At 71.9% G+C, this 20,874-nt stretch carries 17 protein-coding genes; 12 read left to right on the top strand and 5 right to left on the bottom strand.

Annotated features, from left to right (window positions below; translation table 11 throughout):
- Positions 1 to 103 precede the first annotated feature (103 nt).
- From E2E34_RS15530 to E2E34_RS15500, 7 genes are read left to right on the top strand one after another with little or no spacing between them, the layout of a single operon-like run.
- Positions 104 to 1,747 carry an acyclic terpene utilization AtuA family protein gene (locus tag E2E34_RS15530; RefSeq protein ID WP_138902498.1) on the top strand — a complete coding sequence of 548 codons (1,644 nt, stop codon included), beginning with the start codon at positions 104 to 106 and terminating at the stop codon, positions 1,745 to 1,747.
- The gene (locus E2E34_RS15525) at positions 1,744 to 3,342 is read left to right on the top strand and encodes an acyl-CoA carboxylase subunit beta (RefSeq protein WP_138902494.1); all 1,599 of its coding nucleotides are present in this window, start codon (positions 1,744 to 1,746) and stop codon (positions 3,340 to 3,342) included. Before E2E34_RS15530 ends, E2E34_RS15525 begins: the two co-directional genes overlap by 4 nt.
- Before the next feature lie 11 nt (positions 3,343 to 3,353).
- Positions 3,354 to 5,339 carry an ATP-binding protein gene (locus tag E2E34_RS15520; RefSeq protein WP_138902493.1) on the top strand — a complete coding sequence of 662 codons (1,986 nt, stop codon included), beginning with the start codon at positions 3,354 to 3,356 and terminating at the stop codon, positions 5,337 to 5,339.
- Positions 5,336 to 6,499, top strand: a complete 1,164-nt coding sequence (locus tag E2E34_RS15515) for an acyl-CoA dehydrogenase family protein (RefSeq protein WP_138902492.1) — start codon at positions 5,336 to 5,338, stop codon at positions 6,497 to 6,499. Before E2E34_RS15520 ends, E2E34_RS15515 begins: the two co-directional genes overlap by 4 nt.
- A gap of 44 nt (positions 6,500 to 6,543) precedes the next feature.
- Entirely contained in the window at positions 6,544 to 8,142 is a 1,599-nt protein-coding gene (locus E2E34_RS15510; protein WP_138902491.1) for a 4-coumarate--CoA ligase family protein, read from the top strand.
- A complete protein-coding gene (locus E2E34_RS15505; protein WP_138902490.1) occupies positions 8,139 to 8,873 on the top strand; it encodes an enoyl-CoA hydratase family protein in 735 nt (244 codons plus the stop codon). Before E2E34_RS15510 ends, E2E34_RS15505 begins: the two co-directional genes overlap by 4 nt.
- Entirely contained in the window at positions 8,861 to 9,535 is a 675-nt protein-coding gene (locus E2E34_RS15500; RefSeq protein ID WP_244315778.1) for a TetR/AcrR family transcriptional regulator, read from the top strand. Before E2E34_RS15505 ends, E2E34_RS15500 begins: the two co-directional genes overlap by 13 nt.
- Positions 9,536 to 9,595: 60 nt before the next feature.
- On the opposite strand, the gene E2E34_RS15495 is transcribed toward E2E34_RS15500, so the two are convergent.
- Positions 9,596 to 10,696: a citrate synthase 2 gene (locus tag E2E34_RS15495; RefSeq protein WP_138902489.1), complete on the bottom strand. Its 1,101-nt coding sequence runs from the start codon at positions 10,694 to 10,696 to the stop codon at positions 9,596 to 9,598.
- A gap of 355 nt (positions 10,697 to 11,051) precedes the next feature.
- On the opposite strand from E2E34_RS15495, the gene pdxH reads away from it, so the two are divergent.
- Both pdxH and E2E34_RS15485 read left to right on the top strand, forming a co-directional pair.
- Positions 11,052 to 11,678, top strand: a complete 627-nt coding sequence (gene pdxH / locus E2E34_RS15490; protein ID WP_138902496.1) for a pyridoxamine 5'-phosphate oxidase — start codon at positions 11,052 to 11,054, stop codon at positions 11,676 to 11,678.
- A 370-nt stretch (positions 11,679 to 12,048) separates the two neighbouring features.
- Positions 12,049 to 13,407, top strand: coding sequence for a PAS domain-containing protein (locus E2E34_RS15485; RefSeq protein WP_138902488.1), 1,359 nt, complete (start codon positions 12,049 to 12,051; stop codon positions 13,405 to 13,407).
- 278 nt (positions 13,408 to 13,685) lie between these two features.
- On the opposite strand, the gene E2E34_RS15480 is transcribed toward E2E34_RS15485, so the two are convergent.
- The gene (locus tag E2E34_RS15480; RefSeq protein WP_138902487.1) at positions 13,686 to 14,441 is read right to left on the bottom strand and encodes an SIS domain-containing protein; all 756 of its coding nucleotides are present in this window, start codon (positions 14,439 to 14,441) and stop codon (positions 13,686 to 13,688) included.
- A gap of 176 nt (positions 14,442 to 14,617) precedes the next feature.
- Here E2E34_RS15480 and E2E34_RS15475 point away from each other — a divergent pair, with 176 nt between their 5' ends.
- Together E2E34_RS15475 and E2E34_RS15470 are read left to right on the top strand one after the other, a co-directional pair.
- The gene (locus E2E34_RS15475; protein WP_138902486.1) at positions 14,618 to 15,310 is read left to right on the top strand and encodes an iron-dependent transcriptional repressor DtxR; all 693 of its coding nucleotides are present in this window, start codon (positions 14,618 to 14,620) and stop codon (positions 15,308 to 15,310) included.
- Between the two features lie 497 nt (positions 15,311 to 15,807).
- Positions 15,808 to 16,698 (top strand): alpha/beta fold hydrolase, encoded by an 891-nt coding sequence (locus E2E34_RS15470; RefSeq protein ID WP_167518289.1) that lies wholly within the window; start codon positions 15,808 to 15,810, stop codon positions 16,696 to 16,698.
- 100 nt (positions 16,699 to 16,798) lie between these two features.
- Here the strand turns inward: E2E34_RS15470 and E2E34_RS15465 are convergent, their stop codons facing one another.
- Genes E2E34_RS15465 through E2E34_RS15455 form a run of 3 tightly spaced genes read right to left on the bottom strand, consistent with a single transcriptional unit; the run spans position 16,799 to position 20,079 of the window.
- The gene (locus E2E34_RS15465) at positions 16,799 to 18,529 is read right to left on the bottom strand and encodes a transporter (protein WP_244315776.1); all 1,731 of its coding nucleotides are present in this window, start codon (positions 18,527 to 18,529) and stop codon (positions 16,799 to 16,801) included.
- Positions 18,526 to 19,347, bottom strand: a complete 822-nt coding sequence (locus E2E34_RS15460; RefSeq protein WP_138902484.1) for an ABC transporter ATP-binding protein — start codon at positions 19,345 to 19,347, stop codon at positions 18,526 to 18,528. The genes E2E34_RS15465 and E2E34_RS15460 overlap by 4 nt, the downstream gene beginning before the upstream one ends.
- A 45-nt stretch (positions 19,348 to 19,392) precedes the next feature.
- A complete protein-coding gene (locus E2E34_RS15455; protein ID WP_138902483.1) occupies positions 19,393 to 20,079 on the bottom strand; it encodes a bifunctional DNA primase/polymerase in 687 nt (228 codons plus the stop codon).
- A gap of 321 nt (positions 20,080 to 20,400) precedes the next feature.
- On the opposite strand from E2E34_RS15455, the gene E2E34_RS15450 reads away from it, so the two are divergent.
- A partial coding sequence (locus tag E2E34_RS15450; RefSeq protein ID WP_500691565.1) for an NsdA family TPR-like regulatory protein occupies positions 20,401 to 20,874 on the top strand: 474 nt, incomplete at its 3' end.

The raw sequence follows: 20,874 nt of genomic DNA, 5'->3' as shown, positions 1-20,874 counted from the left end.
GGGCAGGCGCGTGAGCGCCGGGGGCGGACGGGGCGGCGAGCGCGGCCGAGGACCCCTGCGGATCGGCAACGCTTCGGGCTTCTACGGCGACCGTTTCGACGCCATGACCGAGATGCTCACCGGCGGCGAACTCGACGTGCTCACCGGGGACTACCTCGCCGAACTCACCATGCTCATCCTCGGGCGCGACCGGCTCAAGGACGCCCGCCTCGGATACGCCAAGACCTTCCTGCGGCAGCTGGAGGAGAACCTCGGCCTGGCGCACGAGCGCGGAGTGCGGATCGTGGCGAACGCGGGGGGACTGAACCCTGGAGCGCTCGCCGACGCCGTACGGGAACTCGCCGAGCGGGTCGGCGTTCCCGTACGCGTCGCTCACGTGGAGGGCGACAGCCTGCCGCTGCCCGAGGGGGCGCTGACCGCCAACGCCTACCTGGGCGGCGGGGGCATCGCGCGGTGCCTGCGCGCGGACGCGGACGTGGTGGTGACCGGGCGCGTCACGGACGCGGCTCTGGTCACGGGACCGGCCGCGTGGTGGTTCGGGTGGGGCCCGCAGGAGTACGACCGTCTGGCGGGGGCGGTGGTCGCCGGGCATGTGCTGGAGTGCGGGACGCAGGCGACGGGCGGCAACTACGCGTTCTTCGGCGACGTTTTCGACCGTTCCCGGGAACGGTCGAAAACGCGCCTCGGCTTCCCCCTCGCGGAGCTGCACGCCGACGGGACAGCGGTCATCACGAAGCACCCGGGAACGGGCGGCCGTGTCGACACGGGAACGGTCACAGCGCAGCTGCTGTACGAAACGGGCCCGCCCCGGTACGCCGGCCCCGACGTCACCGCGCGGCTCGACACCGTACGGCTCACCTGTGAAGGCCCGGACAGGGTGCGGATCTCGGGCGTGCGCGGAGAAGCCCCGCCGCCCACCCTCAAGTCCGGCGTGACCCGGGTCGGCGGGTGGCGCAACGAGGTCGTGTTCGTCCTGACGGGCCTGGACGTCGAAGCGAAGGCCGCGCTCGTACGGGAGCAGATGGAGGACGCGCTGTCGGCCGCCAAGAGCCGCCCCGCGGAGGTCCGCTGGGAACTGGCGCGCACCGACCGCCCGGACGCCGACACCCAGGAACGCGCGAGCGCGCTGCTGCGGCTGGTCGTACGGGACGCGGACCCGGCGAACGTCGGCCGCCTCGTCAGCGGAGCGGCGATCGAGCCGGCGCTCGGCAGCATTCCGGGCTTCCACGTGACGGCTCCGCCGGGCAAGGGGGCGCCGTACGGGGTCTTCGAGGCGGCGTACGTGGACGCGTCGGAGGTCGAGCACGTGGCGGTGCTTCCCGACGGCGAGCGTGTACGGGTGCCGCACCCCGCCGCGACGCGTCCCCTGGAGCCGGTCAGTGGGATCGCTCTCCCGCCACCCGGCATGCACGGCCCCACCCGCAGGGCCCCGCTCGGCACGGTCGCGGGAGCGCGCAGTGGGGACAAGGGCGGGGACGCGAACGTCGGCGTGTGGGTGCGTTCCGAGGAGGCGTGGCAGTGGCTGGCGCACGCGCTGACGGTGGAGCGCCTGCGGGAACTGCTCCCCGAGACGGCCGCCCTTCCCGTGACGCGGCACGTCCTGCCGAACCTGCGGGCGGTGAACTTCGTGATCGAAGGGCTGCTCGGCGAGGGAGTCGCCTCCCGGGCCCGCTTCGACCCCCAGGCGAAGGCGCTGGGCGAATGGCTGCGCTCCCGCCACATCGACATACCGGAGGTACTCCTGTGACCGTCCTCCCCACCGCCCTCGACCCGCGCAGCCCCGAGTACGCCGCCAACCGCGCCGCCATGCTCGCCGGACTGGCCGATCTCGACGCCGAGCACGCCAAGGCCCTCGCGGGCGGCGGCGAGAAGTACGTCGCCCGCCACCGCGGTCGCGGCAAACTGCTCGCCCGCGAACGCGTCGAGCTCCTCCTCGACCCGGACACTCCGTTCCTCGAACTGTCCCCCCTCGCCGCATGGGGCAGCGACTACGCCGTGGGCGCGTCGATGGTCACCGGCATCGGCGTCGTCGAGGGCGTCGAGTGCCTGATCACCGCGACCGACCCCACCGTGCGCGGCGGCGCGTCCAACCCGTGGACCCTCAAGAAGGCCCTGCGGGCCAACGAGATCGCGTACGCGAACCGCCTGCCGTGCATCAGCCTCGTCGAGTCCGGCGGCGCGGACCTCCCGTCCCAGAAGGAGATCTTCATCCCGGGCGGCGCGCTCTTCCGCGACATCACCCGCCTGTCCGCCGCCGGGATCCCCACCATCGCGGTCGTCTTCGGCAACTCCACGGCCGGCGGCGCGTACATCCCCGGGATGTCCGACCACACCGTCATGATCAAGGAACGCTCGAAGGTCTTCCTCGGCGGCCCGCCCCTGGTCAAGATGGCCACCGGCGAGGAGTCGGACGACGAGTCCCTCGGCGGCGCCGAGATGCACGCCCGTACCTCCGGCCTGGCCGACCACTTCGCCGTGGACGAGCACGACGCCCTGCGCCAGGCCCGGCGGATCGTCGCCCGCCTCAACTGGCGCAAGGCACACCCCGACCCGCCCCCGGCCGAGCCGCCGAAGTACGACGAAGAGGAACTCGCCGGCATCGTCCCGGGCGACCTCAAGGTCCCCTTCGACCCGCGCGAAGTGATCGCCCGTGTCGTCGACGCCTCGGACTTCGACGAGTTCAAGCCGCTGTACGGGCCCAGCCTCGTCACCGGCTGGGCGCGCCTGCACGGCCACCCCGTGGGCATCCTCGCCAACGCGCAGGGCGTCCTGTTCAGCGCCGAGTCGCAGAAGGCCGCCCAGTTCATCCAGTTGGCCAACCAGCGCGACACGCCCCTCGTCTTCCTCCACAACACCACCGGCTACATGGTCGGCAAGGAGTACGAACAGGGCGGCATCATCAAGCACGGCGCGATGATGATCAACGCGGTCTCCAACTCCAAGGTCCCGCACCTGTCGGTCCTGATGGGCGCGTCGTACGGAGCCGGTCACTACGGCATGTGCGGGCGCGCCTACGACCCCCGTTTCCTCTTCGCCTGGCCGAGCTCCAAGTCCGCCGTCATGGGCCCGCAGCAGCTCGCGGGGGTGCTCTCGATCGTGGCGCGCGCGTCGGCCGCCGCGAAGGGTCTGCCGTACGACGACGAGGCCGACGCGGGGCTGCGCGCCATGGTGGAGCAGCAGATCGAGGCGGAGTCCCTGCCGATGTTCCTCTCGGGACGCCTGTACGACGACGGGGTCATCGATCCGCGCGACACCAGGACCGTGCTGGGGCTGTGCCTGTCCGCGATCCACACGGCACCGGTCGAGGGCGCGCGCGGCGGCTTCGGCGTCTTCCGGATGTGAAGGGCTGTGCGATGAGTTCGACGATTTCCTCCGTCCTGGTGGCGAACCGCGGCGAGATCGCGTGCCGGATCTTCCGTACCTGCGCGCACCTGGGCATCACCACGGTCGCCGTGTACTCCGACGCGGACGCGGGAGCGCTCCACGTCCGTTCCGCGGACGCTGCCGTACGCCTCCCGGGAACGTCCCCGGCCGACACGTACCTGCGCGGCGATCTCGTCGTGAAGGCCGCCCTGGCGGCCGGAGCGGACGCGGTGCATCCCGGGTACGGCTTCCTCTCCGAGAACGCCGGGTTCGCCCGCGCCGTACTGGACGCCGGCCTGGTGTGGATCGGTCCGCCGCCCGGCGCGATCGACACCATGGCCTCCAAGACCCGCGCCAAGGAACTCATGGCGGCCTCCGGGGTGCCCCTGCTGGCCCCCGTGGCCCCCGACATGGCCACCGACGAGGACCTGCCGCTCCTCCTCAAGGCCGCGGCGGGCGGCGGCGGCAGAGGCATGCGGGTCGTACGCGACCTGGCGGCGCTCCCGGGAGAGCTCACGGCGGCCACCGCGGAAGCGCGCTCGGCGTTCGGCGACGGCGAGGTCTTCGCCGAGCCGTACGTCGAACGCGGCCGCCACGTCGAGGTCCAGGTGATGGCCGACGCGCACGGCACGGTGTGGGCCCTCGGCACCCGCGACTGTTCGCTTCAGCGCCGGCACCAGAAAGTCGTCGAAGAGGCCCCCGCCCCCGGCCTGGACGACGCCCTGCGCACCACGCTGCACGACGCCGCCGTGGCGGCGGCGAGGGCGGTGGACTACCGGGGCGCGGGAACGGTCGAGTTCCTGGTCTCCGCCGAGGGCCGCCCGTACTTCCTGGAGATGAACACGCGACTGCAGGTCGAGCACCCCGTGACGGAGGCGGTGTTCGGCGTCGACCTGGTGGCCCTCCAGGTGCGCGTCGCCGAGGGCGAGCCCCTTCCCGCCGAACCGCCCGCCTGCTCGGGCCACGCCGTGGAGGCCCGCCTCTACGCGGAGGATCCCTCCCGCGCCTGGCAGCCCCAGACGGGCCCCCTGCACGCCCTGCACGTGCCCGAGGCGCCCGGCCTGCGGCTCGACAGCGGGTACGAGGGCGGAGACGTCGTCGGGGTGCACTACGACCCGATGCTGGCCAAGGTGATCGCCCACGCCCCGACCCGCGCCGAGGCCGTACGCAGACTGGCCCACGCCCTGGAGCGGTCCCGCGTCCACGGCCCGGTGACCAACAGGGACCTGCTCGTGCGCTCCCTGCGGCACCCCGACTTCACCGCGGGGCGGCTCGACACCGGCTTCTACGACCGGAACCTGGACGCGCTCACCGAGCCGTCCGCGCACGCTCCGCGGAGCGCGCTCGCCGCGCTCGCCGCCGCCCTGGCCGACGCCGCCGAACGGGGCGCGTCCAAGACGCCCGGCGCCCGGCTCGGCGGCTGGCGCAACGTACCGTCCCAGGCGCAGGTCAAGCGCTACCGCACCGAGCCCGACGGCGCCGAACACGAGGTCCGCTACCGGACCACCCGTGCCGGCCGCACCCCGGAAGGCTTCCCGGGCGTTCGCGTGCACGACGTGCGGAGCGATCACGTGACGCTCGAAACGGACGGCGTGCTCCAGCACTTCCAGGTGCGCGCCCACCCGGGAGGGCAGGTGTACGTCGACGTCTCCACCGGCGGTTCGCACACCCTCACCGCCCTGCCCCGCTTCCCCGACCCCACGGTCCGCACCGAGCCCGGCTCCCTGCTCGCGCCCATGCCCGGAACCGTCGTCCGCGTCGCCGAAGGGCTCCGCGAAGGCGCGCACGTCACCGCCGGGCAGCCCCTGCTCTGGCTGGAGGCCATGAAGATGGAGCACCGCGTCAGCGCTCCCGCCTCTGGCACGCTCACCGCGCTCCACGCCGTTCCCGGCCGCCAGGTCGAGGTCGGCGCCCTGCTCGCCGTCGTACAGGCCGAAGGGTCTGGCGAAGAGTCCCAGGAGGAACAGCCGTCATGAGCACCGCCGTCGTAGAGACCGAAGAACACACCGCGCTCCGCTCGGCCGTCGCCGCTCTCGGGAAGCGCTACGGACGCGACTACATGACCACCGTCGTACGCGAAGGACGGCACCCCGACACGCTCTGGGCCGAGGCCGCCAAACTCGGTTACCTCGGTGTGAACCTTCCCGAGGAGTACGGCGGAGGAGGCGGCGGCATAGCGGAGCTGTCCATCGTCCTGGAGGAACTGGGCGCGGCCGGCTGCCCGCTCCTGATGATGGTCGTCTCGCCGGCCATCTGCGGCACCGTCATCGCCCGCTTCGGAACGGACACGCAGAAGGCCGCCTGGCTGCCGGGCCTCGCCGACGGAAGCCTCACCATGGCCTTCGGCATCACCGAACCCGACGCCGGGTCGAACTCCCACCGCATCACCACCACCGCCCGCCGCGACGGCGACGACTGGCTGCTCACCGGCCGCAAGGTGTTCATCTCCGGCGTCGACATCGCGGACGCCACCCTCGTCGTCGGCCGCACCGAGGACGCGAGGACGGGCCGCCTCAAGCCGTGCCTGTTCATCGTCCCCCGCGACACCCCGGGCTTCCGGCGCGCACAGATCGACATGGAACTCCAGGCGCCGGAGAAGCAGTTCGAGCTGGTCCTCGACGACGTGCGACTGCCCTCCGAAGCCCTCGTCGGAGACGAGGACGCGGGTCTCCTGCAACTCTTCGCCGGCCTCAACCCCGAGCGCGTCATGACCGCCGCCTTCGCCGTCGGCATGGGGCGCTACGCCGTGAACAGGGCCGTGGAGTACGCCAAGGAACGCACCGTCTGGAAGACCCCCGTCGGCGCCCACCAGGCCGTCGCCCACCCCCTCGCGCAGGCCCACATCGAACTCGAACTGGCCCGCCTGATGATGCAGAAGGCGGCCCGCCTCTACGACGACGGGGACGACCTCGGCGCGGGCGAGGCGGCCAACATGGCGAAGTACGCCGCCGCCGAGGCGTGTGTGAAGGCGGTCGACCAGGCCGTCCACACCCTGGGCGGCAACGGGCTCACCCGCGAGTACGGCCTCGCCTCGCTCATCACCGCCGCCCGGGTGGCCCGTATCGCGCCCGTCAGCAGGGAAATGATCCTGAACTTCGTCTCCCACCAGTCCCTGGGTCTCCCCAAGTCGTACTAGTACGCGCGATTCTGGCCACCACCCATACCGCGGAGGGGACCGTCATGGCGTTCCAGAGCGAGTACGCGTCCGTAGAGCCCGTCGAGCTGCCCATCCACGAGGCGGTGCTGGGAAGGGCCGCCGAGTACGGCGAAACGCCCGCCCTGATCGACGGGACGAACGGCGACACGATCACGTACGGCCAGCTGGACGTCTTCCACCGGCGGATCGCCGCCGCGCTGGCGGAGGCCGGCCTGCGCCAGGGCGACGTACTGGCCCTGCACAGCCCCAACACCATCGCGTACCCGGTGGTCTTCTACGCCGCCACCCGCGCCGGGGCCTCCGTCACCACCATCCACCCGCTGTCCACGGCGGAGGAGTTCGCCAAGCAGCTCGCCGATTCCTCCGCCCGCTGGATCGTCACCGTCTCACCGCTCCTCGGCGTCGCCCGCAGGGCCGCCGAACTCGTCGGCGGGATCAAGGAGATCTTCGTCTGCGACAGCGCGGAGGGGCACCGTTCGGTCCTCGACATGCTCGCCTCGACCGCACCGGAACCGGTGCTCACCATCGACCCGGCCGAGGACATCGCGGCGCTCCCGTACTCGTCGGGCACCACGGGTGTTCCGAAGGGCGTGATGCTGACGCACCGGAGCATCGCCACCAACCTGGCGCAGCTCGACCCGTTCATCCCGATGGGCCCCGGTGACCGCATCCTCGCCGTACTGCCCTTCTTCCACATATACGGTCTCACCGCTCTCATGAACGCACCGCTGCGCAATGGTGCGACGGTCGTCGTACTTCCGCGCTTCGAACTCGACCAGTTCCTCGGCGCGATACAGGAGCACCGCATCAACGGCCTGTACGTCGCACCGCCGATCGTCCTGGCCCTCGCCAAGCACCCCGCCGTCGCCAAGTACGACCTGTCCTGCCTGGAGTACATCGTCAGCGCCGCCGCCCCGCTCGACGCGGCACTCGCGCGGGCCTGCTCCAGCCGTCTGGGGCTGCCGCCCGTCCTGCAGGCGTACGGCATGACGGAACTGTCGCCCGGTACCCACGTCGTTCCCCGGAACGCTCCCCAGCCGCCCCCGGGAACGGTCGGGAAGCTGCTCCCGGGAACGGAGATGCGCATCCTCTCCCTCGACGACCCCGGCACGGACGTGGCCATCGGTGAGGAGGGCGAGATCGCGATCCGGGGCCCCCAGGTGATGAAGGGCTACCTCGGCCGCCCCGACGCCACCGCCGCGATGATCGACGCCGACGGGTGGGTGCACACCGGCGACGTCGGGAGGGTCGACGCGGACGGCTGGCTGTTCGTCGTCGACCGCGTCAAGGAACTCATCAAGTACAAGGGCTTCCAGGTGGCGCCGGCCGAACTGGAAGCACTCCTGCTCACCCACGAGGCGATCGCGGACGCGGCCGTCATCGGCGTCCCCGACGCGGACGGCAACGAGGTGCCCATGGCGTACGTCGTGCCGCAGCCGTCCGCCCGCCTCACCGAGGACGAGGTGATGGCGTACGTGGCCGAGCGCGTCGCACCGTACAAGAAAGTGCGCCGCGTGGCGTTCCTCGGAAGCGTCCCGAGGGCGGCCTCCGGAAAGATCCTCAGGCGCGAGCTGAGGGACCGGCGCGGCGAGCGCGAGGCGCGCGAAAGGGAGGGCGCATGACCCTGGTAACGGCCGCGCACGACCGCGGGATCACCACCCTGACCCTCGATTCCCCGGCGAACCGCAACGCGCTGTCCGCCCGGCTCGTCGCCGAGCTCGGTGACGCCCTGTCGGCGTGCGCGAAGGACCCCTCCGTACGGGCGGTGCTGCTCAGCCACACCGGGGGCACGTTCTGCGCGGGCGCCGACCTCAGGTCGCCGCCCGACCCGGCGGCCTTCGTCGCCCTCCTGCGGAGCGTCGTCGCCCTGCTCAAGCCGGTCGTGGCACGGGTGAGCGGACACGTGCGGGCCGGCGGCCTCGGGCTGCTGGGCGCCTGCGACATCTCGGCGGCGGGGCCGGGCGCGAGCTTCGCGTTCACGGAGTCCCGGCTCGGGCTCGCCCCCGCCGTGATCTCGATGCCGCTGCTGCCCCGCCTGGACCCGCGCGCGGCCGGCCGCTACTACCTGACCGGGGAGCGGTTCGACGCGGCCGAGGCGGCCCGTACGGGACTGATCACCGTCGCGTCCGAGAACGTGGACGAGGCCCTCGCACCCGTCCTGGACGGACTGCGCAGGGCCTCCCCGCAGGGGCTGGCCGAGTCCAAGCGCCTGGTCACGGCTACAGTGCTGGCAGCCTTCGACCGGGACACGGACACGCTCGTCGAGCGGTCCGCGCGCCTGTTCGCCTCACGGGAGGCGGCCGAGGGCGTGACGGCATTCCTCGAACGACGGGACCCCGCATGGGTGCTGTGACCCCGACACCGAGCCAGACCCCGACACCGAGCCAGACGCCGGCCCCGGCACCCGGCCCGTCGGCGGCCACCGGCAAGGCCCCCAAGCAGGACCGCTCCCGGGCCACCCGGCAGCGCCTGCTGGAAGCCGCCGTGTCCTGCCTGGCCGAGCGCGGCTGGGCGGGTTCCACGGTGTCGGTCGTCGCGGAACGGGCGGGCGTCTCACGGGGCGCCGCCCAGCACCACTTCCCGACCCGGGAGGACCTCTTCACGGCGGCCGTCGAATACGTCGCCGAGGAGCGTTCCACGGCGCTGCGCGCGCTGTTCCCGCACGGCGCCACCCACCGCGCGGCCGTCGTCGGCGCCCTGGTCGACCTCTACACGGGACCGCTCTTCCGCGCCGCCCTCCACCTGTGGGTCGCCGCCTCCAACGAGGACCAGCTCGGCGCCCGCGTCACCGAGCTCGAGGCACGCGTGGGCCGCGAGACCCACCGCATCGCCGTGGAACTGCTGGGCGCCGACGAGTCGGTGCCCGGCGTACGCGAGAGCGTCCAGGGGCTGCTCGACATGGCACGCGGCCTGGGCCTGGCCAACCTGCTCACCGACGACGCGGCGCGGCGCGACCGCGTGGTGAACCAGTGGGCGGCGCTCCTCGACGGCGCGCTGGGCGGCGAACAGGACTGAGGGGCCGGACACGGGCCGACCCCTCAACCGACGTCAACGGGACGTACGGGTCCGCGACGCTCAGCGCGCGATGTCGTCGAAGCCCGTGACGTCGTGCGGGTTGCGCGAGGGAGGGCCCACGTACCGCGCCGAAGGCCGCACCAGGCGTCCCGTGCGCTTCTGCTCCAGGATGTGCGCCGACCAGCCGGCCGTACGCGCACACGTGAACATCGACGTGAACATGTGCGCCGGTACCTCCGCGAAGTCCAGCACGATCGCCGCCCAGAACTCGACGTTCGTCGCGAGCACCCGGTCGGGGCGCCGCGCGTGCAGCTCCTCCAGAGCGGCCTTCTCCAGCGCCTCGGCGACCTCGAAGCGCGGCGCCGCGAGCTCCTTCGCCGTACGCCGCAGAACGCGCGCACGCGGGTCCTCCGCGCGGTACACCCGGTGACCGAAGCCCATCAGGCGCTCGCCCTTGTCGAGGGCCTGCTTCACGTACGCCGTCGCGTCACCGGTGCGCTCGATCTCCTCGATCATGCCGAGGACGCGCGAGGGCGCGCCGCCGTGGAGCGGTCCGGACATCGCGCCGACCGCGCCCGAGAGGGCCGCGGCCACGTCGGCGCCGGTCGACGCGATGACGCGCGCCGTGAAGGTGGAGGCGTTCATTCCGTGCTCGGCGGCCGACGTCCAGTAGGCGTCGACGGCCTTGACGTGCTTGGGGTCGGGCTCGCCGCGCCAGCGCTTCATGAAGCGCTCCACCACGGTCTCCGCCTTGTCGATCTCCCGCTGCGGGACCATCGGCAGACCCTGCCCGCGCGCCGACTGGGCGACGTACGACAGCGCCATGACGGCGGCCCGCGCGAGGTCGTCGCGCGCGGTCTGCTCGTCGATGTCCAGCAGCGGTTTCAGGCCCCACACGGGCGCGAGCATCGCGAGCGCGGACTGCACGTCCACACGGATGTCACCGGAGTGGACGGGGATCGGGAACGGTTCGGCGGCCGGCAGACCGGGGTTGAACGCGCCGTCGACCAGCAGGCCCCACACGTTCCCGAAGGACACGTGCCCGACGAGGTCTTCGATGTCGACACCCCGGTAACGGAGCGCACCGCCCTCCTTGTCCGGTTCTGCGATCTCCGTTTCGAACGCGACGACTCCTTCGAGTCCGGGTACGAAGTCGGACATCAGGCGGCTCCTCATGATGTGTTCGACAGGCGTCGACAAGCGGCAAGCGGCTCATGACCAGCGGTCAGATCCGGTCAATTCCGGTCAGGTTCCAGGGGTCATCGGTCACCCCGGTGATTCCCCGCACGGCGGGTGGTCACCCCACCGCTCCGGAAGCAGGCACGATATCCCCTGCTGTATGGAGGTCACAGTGCCCGGCGCCCATATTTTGGCGGGTTCCGCCGATGCGGGGAAGCGTGATTACCGGCACACTGCCCCATTTCCCGGCCGAGGATTGATGGCACCGGGTGCCGGGCAGACTGGCCCCCTGCGGCAGGATGGCACCGTGCCGAACCGAGATTTCGATCCCGCCGCCATGCGCGAGCACTATCGCAGCGAAGCCTTCACGGAGGCGGACCTCGCAGCCGAGCCCATGGGCCAGTTCGACCACTGGTTCCGCGAGGTGGCCACCGGCGGCCTCCACGAGCCGAACGCCATGATCCTCTCGACGGCCACATCGGACGGCCGCCCCTCGTCCCGCACGGTCCTGCTGAAGAAGTTCGACGCCCAGGGCTTCGTGTTCTTCACGAACCAGGCCTCCCGCAAGGCTGCGGAGATCGCGTCCAATCCGTACGTCTCGCTGCTCTTCCCGTGGCACCAGGTCGCGCGTCAGGTCATAGTCACCGGCACGGCCGCGCGGATCGGCCGCGACGAGACGGCGGCGTACTTCCGGACCCGCCCGCACGGCTCACAGCTGGGTGCCTGGGCGAGCGCCCAGTCGTCCGTGATCGCGTCCCGCGAGGAGCTGCTCGCGCGCTACGACGAACTGGCGGCGCGCTACCCGCAGACCGAACGCGTACCGGTGCCGCCGGACTGGGGCGGCTACCGGGTCCTTCCCGAGACGGTCGAGTTCTGGCAGGGACACGCGAACCGCCTGCACGACCGCCTGCGGTACGTCGCCGAGGCCGGCGGCGCATGGCGCGTCGAGCGCCTCTGCCCGTAGGGGCGGCGCGCGCCCCTGCCCCCGAACGCAGGAACCCGCGGGCTCTGGTCCCTCCGAAGAGGAGCCGGCCGGACTTACCGGCGAGCCCGCGGGTCAGTGACTGCTGGGATTTCGGCCGACGACCTGCCGGCCCGCACTGGGTGCGACGACGGGCCGTCAGCCCGCAGTCACCTCACGAGTCCGAAATGACATCACTTCCGAACCACCTCCCTTCACGTGTACTGCAAGCCTAGGAACCCCTCCCGCACACCACAACCGAATTAAGGGGGAGCATTTTTTCTCCGAACCAGGTGTGGGCTGCATCACGTTCCAGTTGAATGATCCCGGGTTCAGCAGTGCAGCAAAGGCGAACACCTGCAGGGGGTGCCAGGTGAGTGCTTCCCGGATCGGCGAGACCACCGACGCGTTCGGTCCCGACGAGCCAGGACCAGGGTCCGACGATCTTCTCGCCGCGCTTCTCGACGGCATGGACGCGGCGCTCTGCGCCTTCGACGCGGACGGGGTGGTCACCCACTGGAACCGCGAGGCCGAACGGATCCTCGGGTGGACCGCCGACGAGGCGGTCGGGCGGACCGGCCTCGCGGGATGGGCGGCGCGACCGGAGGACGCGGACGACGTGCAGGGCCGCCTGATGTCGGCGATGCACGCCCCGGGCCGGCAGGTGCACGAATTCGCGCTTCTGCGGAAGGACGGCGGACGCGTTCTCGTACGGACGCAGTCGGCGGGCGTCCCCGATGCGGAGGGCAAACCCGCGGGGGTGTACTGCGCGTTCAGCGAGGTGCACGCCCAGATCGACCTGGAGCGGGCGATCGCACTGAGCGAGGCGCTGTTCGACGACGCGTCCTGGGGCGTCGTACTGGTGGACGTGGACCTGCGGCCGACCGTCGTCAACACGCACGCGGCGCGGGCGCTCGGCGTGGGGCGTACGACGCTGCTGGGGCGCCCCCTGGGGGAGCTGATCGTCCAGGGCGTGGAGGAGCTGGAGGGCTCCTTGCAGCATGTACTGGCGGAAGGGGCGCCCCCGGCCCCCGCCGAGCTGTGGGTGACGCTGCGCAAGGCGGAGCCGGGCGGGAAGGGGGAGCGTCGACGGTGCTGGCGCAGCGGCTTCCTGCGACTGGCTTCACCGCTCGCCGAGGAGCCGGTTCCGCTGGGGGTCGGCTGGCTCTTCCAGGACATCACCGAGGCGAAGACCGCGGAACAGGAAGCCGCGCAGTTACGGTTCCGCGGCAACCAGCTGCACCGTGCCGGGCGCGCGGCCGCCGAGTGCGAGGACCCGATGGAGGCGGCGTTGTCGTACCTCGACTTCGCCCTCGCGGGCTTCGCCGACCACGCGCTGGTCGACCTGACGGTGGGGGACCACCCCGCGCGTCTGGTGCGGGCCGCGGCCACGCCGTCGGGCGGGTACGGGCCGTGCCTGCCGGTGACCGGCGGGGCCGGCATCCCGGTGCCGTACCCGGCCGGCCATCCGGCGTTCCAATGCATGGACCGCCTCGGCTCGGTACGGGCGAGCGGCGGCCCGCAGGACTGGGCGACGCGGCGGCAGTGGCCGCAGGACACCGTGCACGCCCTGTGCACGGTGCTGCGCAGCCGCGGCAGGACGCTGGGCGTGGCCACCTTCCTGCGCGGCCCGAGCCGCGCCGCCTTCGAGCGGCCGGACGCGACGTACGCGGAGAACATCGCGGTGCGGGTGGCGGCGGCGATCGACCTGGCGCAGACGCTCAAGCCGTGACGGCGCCGCGCAGGGGCGGCGGGCGAACCGTATGCCCGGCCACCTCGTCAGGACGGCGGTGAGCGTTCCCGCGGCGTGCGAACGGGGCGTTCCCGGGAGCGGCGAAAGAGCGTTCCCGGAACCGAGAGAGAGCGTTCCCGGGAGCGGCGAAAGAGCGTTCCCGGGAACCGAGAGAGAGCGTTCCCGGGAACGGCGAAAGAGCCTTCCCGGGAACGGCGAGAAGGCGTTCCCGGGAGCGGAAGGCGTGCGTTCCCGGGAACGTGCGCCCGGCGGGGAGGTCAGTGCCGGTAGAAGATGCGGTCCCGGTACTCCGCCATTACGCGGCCGTTCCACTCGTGGCCGCCGTCGACGTTGCCCGAACGCAGCAGCGGCGGTTCGATGCCGCGCTCCGCGAGCTCCCCTGCCGCGCTCGCCATGACGGCCTGCATGAGCGCGCTGGTGACCACCGTCGAGGCGGGCGCGAAGGGAGCCTCGATTCCCTCCGCCGTCAGCTCCGCGTCGCCGACCGCGATCTTGCTGTCGAGGACGATGTCGCAGTGGTCCTTGAGGTACGTGCCCGAGGCGTGCCGGGACTTCGTCTCGTGCGTGTACGCCACCGAGGTCACCCCGATGACCTTGAGACCCAGCGCCCGCGCGTTCATCGCCATCTCCACCGGCAGCGCGTTGCGCCCGGACAACGAGATGATCACCAGTACGTCGCCGGGCCTGGCGGGGCTGCTGTCCAGGACGGCCGCCGCGAGTCCGTCGACGCGTTCCAGGGCGGAGCCCAGGGTGGCCGGCATGACGTCCACACCGACGGTCCCGGGAACGGCGAGCAGGTTCATCAGCGCGAGGCCGCCGGCCCGGTAGACGACGTCCTGGGCGGCGAGCGAGGAGTGACCCGCGCCGAAGGCGAACAGCCGCCCCCCGGAGGCCACCGCGTCGGCGACGGCGGCCCCGGCGGCCGCGACGTTCCCGGCTTCCTCGTCGCGGACCCGGTGCAGCAGCCCGATCGCGGCGTCGAAGAACTGACCGGCCAGTTTGCTCTCGCTCATCGCGCAGGGCCCCTTCAAGCGGTACGGCGTGCGAACGTCGTGCGACGGTGGCGCGGATCACGTTGCGGTCTGGACCAGTGCCGTGTCAATACGCCTTCCCGTCGGCGCGACACGGTTGTCGGCGCTATGCGTCAGAATTGGGGCAGGGCCAGCGCACGAGTAATCGAGGGGCACGTATGTCCGGACTGATCGACACCACGGAGATGTATCTCCGCACCATCCTCGAGCTCGAGGAAGAAGGCGTGGTCCCCATGCGCGCCCGGATCGCCGAGCGGCTCGACCAGAGCGGGCCGACGGTGAGCCAGACAGTGGCGCGCATGGAGCGGGACGGACTGGTGACAGTGGCGGGCGACCGCCACCTGGAGCTGACCGACGAGGGCCGCAAGCTCGCCACCCGCGTGATGCGCAAGCACCGGCTCGCCGAGTGTCTGCTCGTCGACGTGATCGGCCTGGAGTGGGAGCAGGTCCACGCGGAGGCGTGCCGCTGGGAGCACGTGATGAGCGAGGCGGTGGAGAGGCGCGTCCTCGAACTGCTGCGACACCCGACGGAGTCTCCGTACGGGAACCCGATCCCCGGCCTGGAGGAGCTTGGCGAGAAGGCCGAGGCGGAGTCGTTCCTGGACGGCAACATGGTCAGTCTGAACGACCTGGCGCCCGGCCCGGAGGGCAAGACCGTCGTCGTACGCCGGATCGGGGAGCCGATCCAGACGGACGCCCAGCTGATGTACACGCTGCGCCGCGCGGGCGTGCAGCCCGGATCGGTCGTGAGCGTGACGGAGTCGCCCGGCGGGGTACTTGTCGGCAGCAGTGGCGAGGCCGCGGAGCTCGGTGCCGAGGTGGCCTCGCACGTTTTCGTCGCCAAGCGCTGACCGCGGCGCCCCGGGCGGCACGGTTCGCCGGTCCCACGGTGGTGGGGCCGGTCCGGCGATCCTCCGGAATCCCAGCGACCGGACGAATCGCGTGCCAGTCTGTGACCGAGGCACATGACGTGAGGGCCGCCGACCGGTCCGACGATCGTCGGGGAGGGGCAAGAAATGCGCCCGTCGCGCTCGTATCGCCCGGAGTTCGGTTCTGTTCGTTCTGAAAGGGATGGCTCCGGCGCCCTGAGGCGCCGGAGCCTGTCCTCCCCTGTGCCGACCCGGAGCCCCGAGCTCCCAGGGTCGGCCCCCGCGGACCGTTTTCCCCGAGCGGCCCGCCTCCCGCTGAAGATCTCCCCTCGGCGACGCGAGTCAATCCTTGAGCGGGGTCACTCGAACGAGGGGTGTTGCTCACGGAAACCGAGTTTTCGAATGCGGGTTCGATAGTCTGGCTGGACTCGACCACTCACTGGACGGACCACCGGGGGACGAAGGGGGTGCCAGGACATATGGTGCGGCGCATCGACGTGACCGGAGCCGACGGCGTACGCCTGGCGGCCTGGGAGTTCGCCGACCCTCCCAAGGGAAGCGGGGAAACCGACCGGCCGCCCGGCGTCTTATTGCTCCACGGCCTCATGGGCCGCGCCTCGCACTGGGCGAGCACCGCGCGCTGGCTCTCCGAGCGATACCGGGCGGTCGCCCTCGACCAGCGCGGACACGGCCGCAGCGACAAGCCGTCCGACGGCCCGTACACCCGCGAGGCGTACGTCGCCGACGCCGAAGCCGCGGTCGAGCAACTGGGCCTCGCGCCCGTCACGCTCATCGGCCACTCCATGGGCGCCCTGACGGCCTGGCAGCTCGCCGCCAAGCGCCCCGATCTCGTGCGTGCCGTCGTCATCTGTGACATGAGGGCGGGCGCGCTCGGCGCGGCGTCCCAGCGCGAGTGGGACGACTGGTTCAAGTCGTGGCCCGTCCCGTTCGCCACGCTCGCGGACGTGCGCAAGTGGTTCGGCGAGGACGATCCCTGGGTGGAACGGCCGAGCCCGGCCCGCGGCGAGTTCTTCGCCGAGGTTATGGCCGAACGGGCGGACGGCTGGCGCCCGCTGTTCTCCCGCCACCAGATGCTCGCGTCCCGCGCGACCTGGGTGCACGACGCCCACTGGGAGGAGCTGGCGCTGGTCCAGTGCCCGACGCTCGTGGTCCGCGGCCTCGACGGCGAACTGGGGCGGGCCGAGGCGCAGGAGATGGTGCGGGTGCTGCCCCGTGGTCAGTACGCCGAGGTGGTCGACGCGGGCCACCTCGTGCACTACGACCAGCCGGAGGGCTGGCGCAGCGCGATCGAGCCGTTCATGGAGGAAACGGCCGAGGAGCAGGTCGAGCCGCCCCTGAGCCGGCCCTGACCCGCACCGGAGCCGCACCGAGCCGGCCCTGAACCCTCCGTTCCGATCGCCAGACCGGCGCCCTCCACGGGAGCCGGTCCGGCGAACTCCACGCCCCGGGTCAGCCCTTGCTGACCGCCGACAGGATCTCCGGAAGCCGTCCCGCAGCCTGCGGCGCGGACCAGCGCACGCCCGCCCAGGAGATCAGCGCGCCGTACGCCGTGCCCAGCGGGAGCACCAGCCACAACCACCCGTCGGCGTCGGTCACATGGAGCCAGATCGCCAGCGTGATCAGCGGAGCGCACAGCAGCGCCGCCGCGATCATGCCGCCGAGGATCGAGATCCAGGCCAGGCCCGCCTGCCCCGGCGCCACGTTCTTGTGCGTGCTGCCCTGCGGGATCGAGTACGGGAAACGCACGGACGCGACCGCTCCCGTCGCCAGCATCGCGCCGAGCAGCCCGAAGGACAGCCCGAGCGCCTCGGGCAGGGCCTGCCAGTCACCCACCAGCGCCGCCGTGAGCACGGTGACCAGCACCGAGTACGGCAGGGTGATCACCAGCAGTGCCAGGGCGCGCGCCCGCAGTTCCTCGTAGGCGTCGCGCGGCGTCGAGATGGTCATGGCCACCATCCAGAAGGCAGAGGTGTCCTGGCCGAACTGGTTGTACATCTGGATGCCGAGCATCCCTGCCGCGAAGCACGCGAAGTAGATCGTGCCCGTTCCCTGGAGCGCGTTGAACACGGGCACGATCAGCCCGATCACCAGTGAAGTCACCCAGGCGGCCTTCGTCTTGGGGTCGCGCCGCACATACCGCAGGCTGCGCTCGATCACGGTGCCCGTACGGCCGCCGGGCAGGTACCTGCCGCCGAACCCGCGCGCGGACTCCTTGCGCTCCGGCTCCGCGGCCTGGAGCGTCGAGCCGTCCGGGGTCGTCATCAGCTTCACCAGGCTGCGTTCCCAGGACCACAGCAGTGCGGCCAGCGCCGCCGCGGCCAGCAGCAGCTGGGCCGCCCCCCGCCCGTACGCCCCGTCGCTCACCGCGTCGACCGCGCCCATCGCCGACGCGGGCGGCACCCAGCTCAGTACGTCCGCGACCGGGTCGAGCCTCGCCAGGCCGCCCGCGTCGCTGAGCCGCTGGGCGCCGAAGTTGACCACCTGGATGCCGACGGCGATCACCAGACCGCTCAGCACGGCCAGGTCGCGCCCCTTGCGGCTGCTCAGCAGCCGGATGTTCGCGGCGGCCACGGCCCGCGCGAGCGCCACGCACAGCAGCAGCGTCAGCACCACGGCGACGACGCCGACAGCCGTCGCCACCGCCCCGTGCGCCACGCTGATCACCGATCCCAGCGCCAGGCAGAACGTGAACAGCGGCCCGATGCCGACCAGGGACGCCGTCAGGAGCGCCCGGACCAGCGGCCGGGGGCGCAGCGGCAGCATGACCAGCCGGGTCGGGTCGAGCGTCTCGTCGCCGCTGGGGAAGAACAGCGGCATCACCGCCCAGCCGAGCCCGAGAAGGGCCGTCAGCAGCACCACGACGGTCGTCGCGTGCTCGTTCCCGCGCAGCACGACCAGACCGATCAGCTGAAGCGCCGCGAAGAGCAGCGCGAGCACACCGGAGAGCACGAACGCCGTCCTGCGACCGGACGACTGGCGCAGCCCGTTGCGCAGCAGCGAAAGCTTGAGCCGTACGAAGACGGGCGTGATCCCGGGAACGTCCGGCGAGCCGTTCCCCGGAACGTTCGCAGTGCCGTTCTCCGGAACGCCCGTTGTGCCGTTCCCGGGAACGCCCGTTGTGCCGTTCCCGGGAACGCCCGGTACGCCGTTCCCGGGAACGGTCGTTTCGTCCGCGCTCATCCGGCGCCGCCGCCCAGCCAGTCCAGGCTCTCCCCGGTGTCCCGGCCGTTCGCGCCGACCAGTTCGAGGAACGCGTTCTGCAGGGAGGGCGCGTCGCCGCGCACCTCCGCGAGCGTGCCCTGCGCGCGGATACGGCCCCCGGCCATCACGGCGACCCAGTCGCACAGCGACTCGACGAGCTCCATCACATGACTGGAGAACACGACGGTCGCGCCCGACAGCGTGTACCGCTCCAGGACACCGCGGATCGTCTGCGCCGACACGGGATCGACGCCCTCGAAAGGCTCGTCCAGGAAGAGCACCTGCGGGTTGTGCAGCAGGGCGGCGGCGAGCCCGATCTTCTTCCGCATGCCGGTGGAGTAGTCGACGACCAGTTTGTGCTGGGCGCCCGCCAGATCCAGCACGTCGAGCAGCTGCGTCGCCCGCTTGTCGACCTCGTCGCCGGGCAGCCCCCGCAGCCGGCCGGAGTACGCCAGGAGCTCACGCCCCGAGAGCCGCTCGAAGAGCCGCAGCCCCTCCGGCAGTACGCCGATCCTGGCCTTGACCGCCACCGGGTCGCGCCACACGTCGTGCCCGCCGATGTGGACCGTTCCCGCGTCGGGGCGCAGCAGCCCCGTGACCATCGACAGGGTGGTGGTCTTGCCGGCGCCGTTCGGCCCGACGAGGCCGACGAACTTTCCGGCCGGCAGCTCCAGATCGATGCCCGCGACGGCGATCTGCTCGCCGAAGCGCTTCCACAGGCCCTCGATACGTACGGCGGCGGGCGGCGCATTCCGCGCTCCGCCCGCCTGTTCTGGTCCCGCTGTCTCCTCGGGCATGTCGCACGGCCTCCTGGTGTCCCCGTCCCGCATAGGGGGACCACCCTACGGTCGGCGTGTGCGGGCCGCCGCTGCCTCCCGCCCGCAGGAGTAGGCGAGCGGGCTGATCAGTTCCTCCACGTCGGGGAGCCACCGGTTCGCCGGAGTGGGGCGGCGGGCCCACTGGACCGCGCCCATGCCGCCGAGCCGGGTCGGCGGCCCCGCGACCCAGTCGCCCTCGCCGCGCGTGACCAGGTCGATGGCGGTCGGCGTCCAGCCCAACTTGCGTACCAGGTCCGGGACCTTGGCGCCGGCGCCCGGCAGCACGAAGAACAGCATGCGGCGGTCCGGAGTGCAGGTCACCGGGCCGAGCGTCAGCTCCATGCGCTCCATCCGGGCCAGCGCCAGGAAACCGGCGGACTCGGGAACGTCCAGAGCGTCGAAGGAACGGCCCGTCGGCAGCAGGATCGAGGCCCTCGGCTGTTTCGACCACATGCGGCGCGCGGCGGTGGCGCTGCCCGTCGCCTGCGTCGCCCAGTCGGCGGTGGCGGGGTGCGCGCCGGGCGAGGCGCAGGAGGGGACGCCGCACGAGCAGCGCTCGACGCCCTCGTCCGCCTCCAGCCAGGTGCCCGGGAACACGTCCCAGTGGCGTTCTTCCGCGTACCGCACGGCGCAGTCCAGCAGTTGATCGCCGCGCTGCTTGGGGATCTGGCCGGCATCCGTGACTCCGATGGTCTCTTCCACGATGAACACAACTCTCGCCGTCACCTTGGGTTACGGGCGTGCGGTCCGCTTGCGGAGGAACATCGATCCTGCACGCGGGGCGCACCGGTGCATGGGCGGGGGCGCGCACGGGACCTCGGCGCGGGGGTGGGTAGCCACATGTGTGGAAGCCCGGGAATGGCCGTCAAAAGACCGCCAATACCGTCTCTTCCGGCATGTTCCGCATTCTCTGTATATCTGCCGGGCAGTGATCAGCGTGACCGGCGTGATCAGTTCACGAATCACGGACCACGACCCATGGACCAGGACTCACGGACCATCACCGACCACTGCGGCACCAGGGGGTAGTCAATGGCAGCCAGGCCTCTCGTCGCCCGCCAGCCGAACGAACGGTTGCAGGCGCTCATTCAGGAAGCCGGGTGCTCCAACGCCGGGCTCGCCCGCCGTGTGAACATGTGCGGCGCCGAACACGGTCTCGACCTGCGCTACGACAAGACATCGGTGGCCCGCTGGCTGCGCGGCCAGCAGCCGCGCGGCCGGGCGCCCGGCATCATCGCGGAAGCGATCGGGCGCAAACTCGGCCGGACGGTCACGATCGACGAGATCGGCATGGCCAACGGCAAGAACCTGGCCTCCGGGATCGGCCTCCAGTTCTCGCCGACCGTGCCGGGCGCGATCGAGCAGGTCTGCGAGCTGTGGCGCAGCGACGTGGGGCGCCGCGACTTCCTGTCGGGCTCGACGGTGGCCGCCTCGGCCCTCGTCGAGCCGAGCCGCGACTGGCTGATCACGGGTACGGACACCCAGGTCGCCAGGGCGGCGGGGGGC

Origin of the sequence: Streptomyces albidochromogenes (genome assembly GCF_005981925.1) — a bacterium.
Taxonomy (GTDB): Bacteria; Actinomycetota; Actinomycetes; order Streptomycetales; family Streptomycetaceae; genus Streptomyces; species Streptomyces albidochromogenes.
This window is presented reverse-complemented; position numbering and strand designations above follow the sequence as displayed.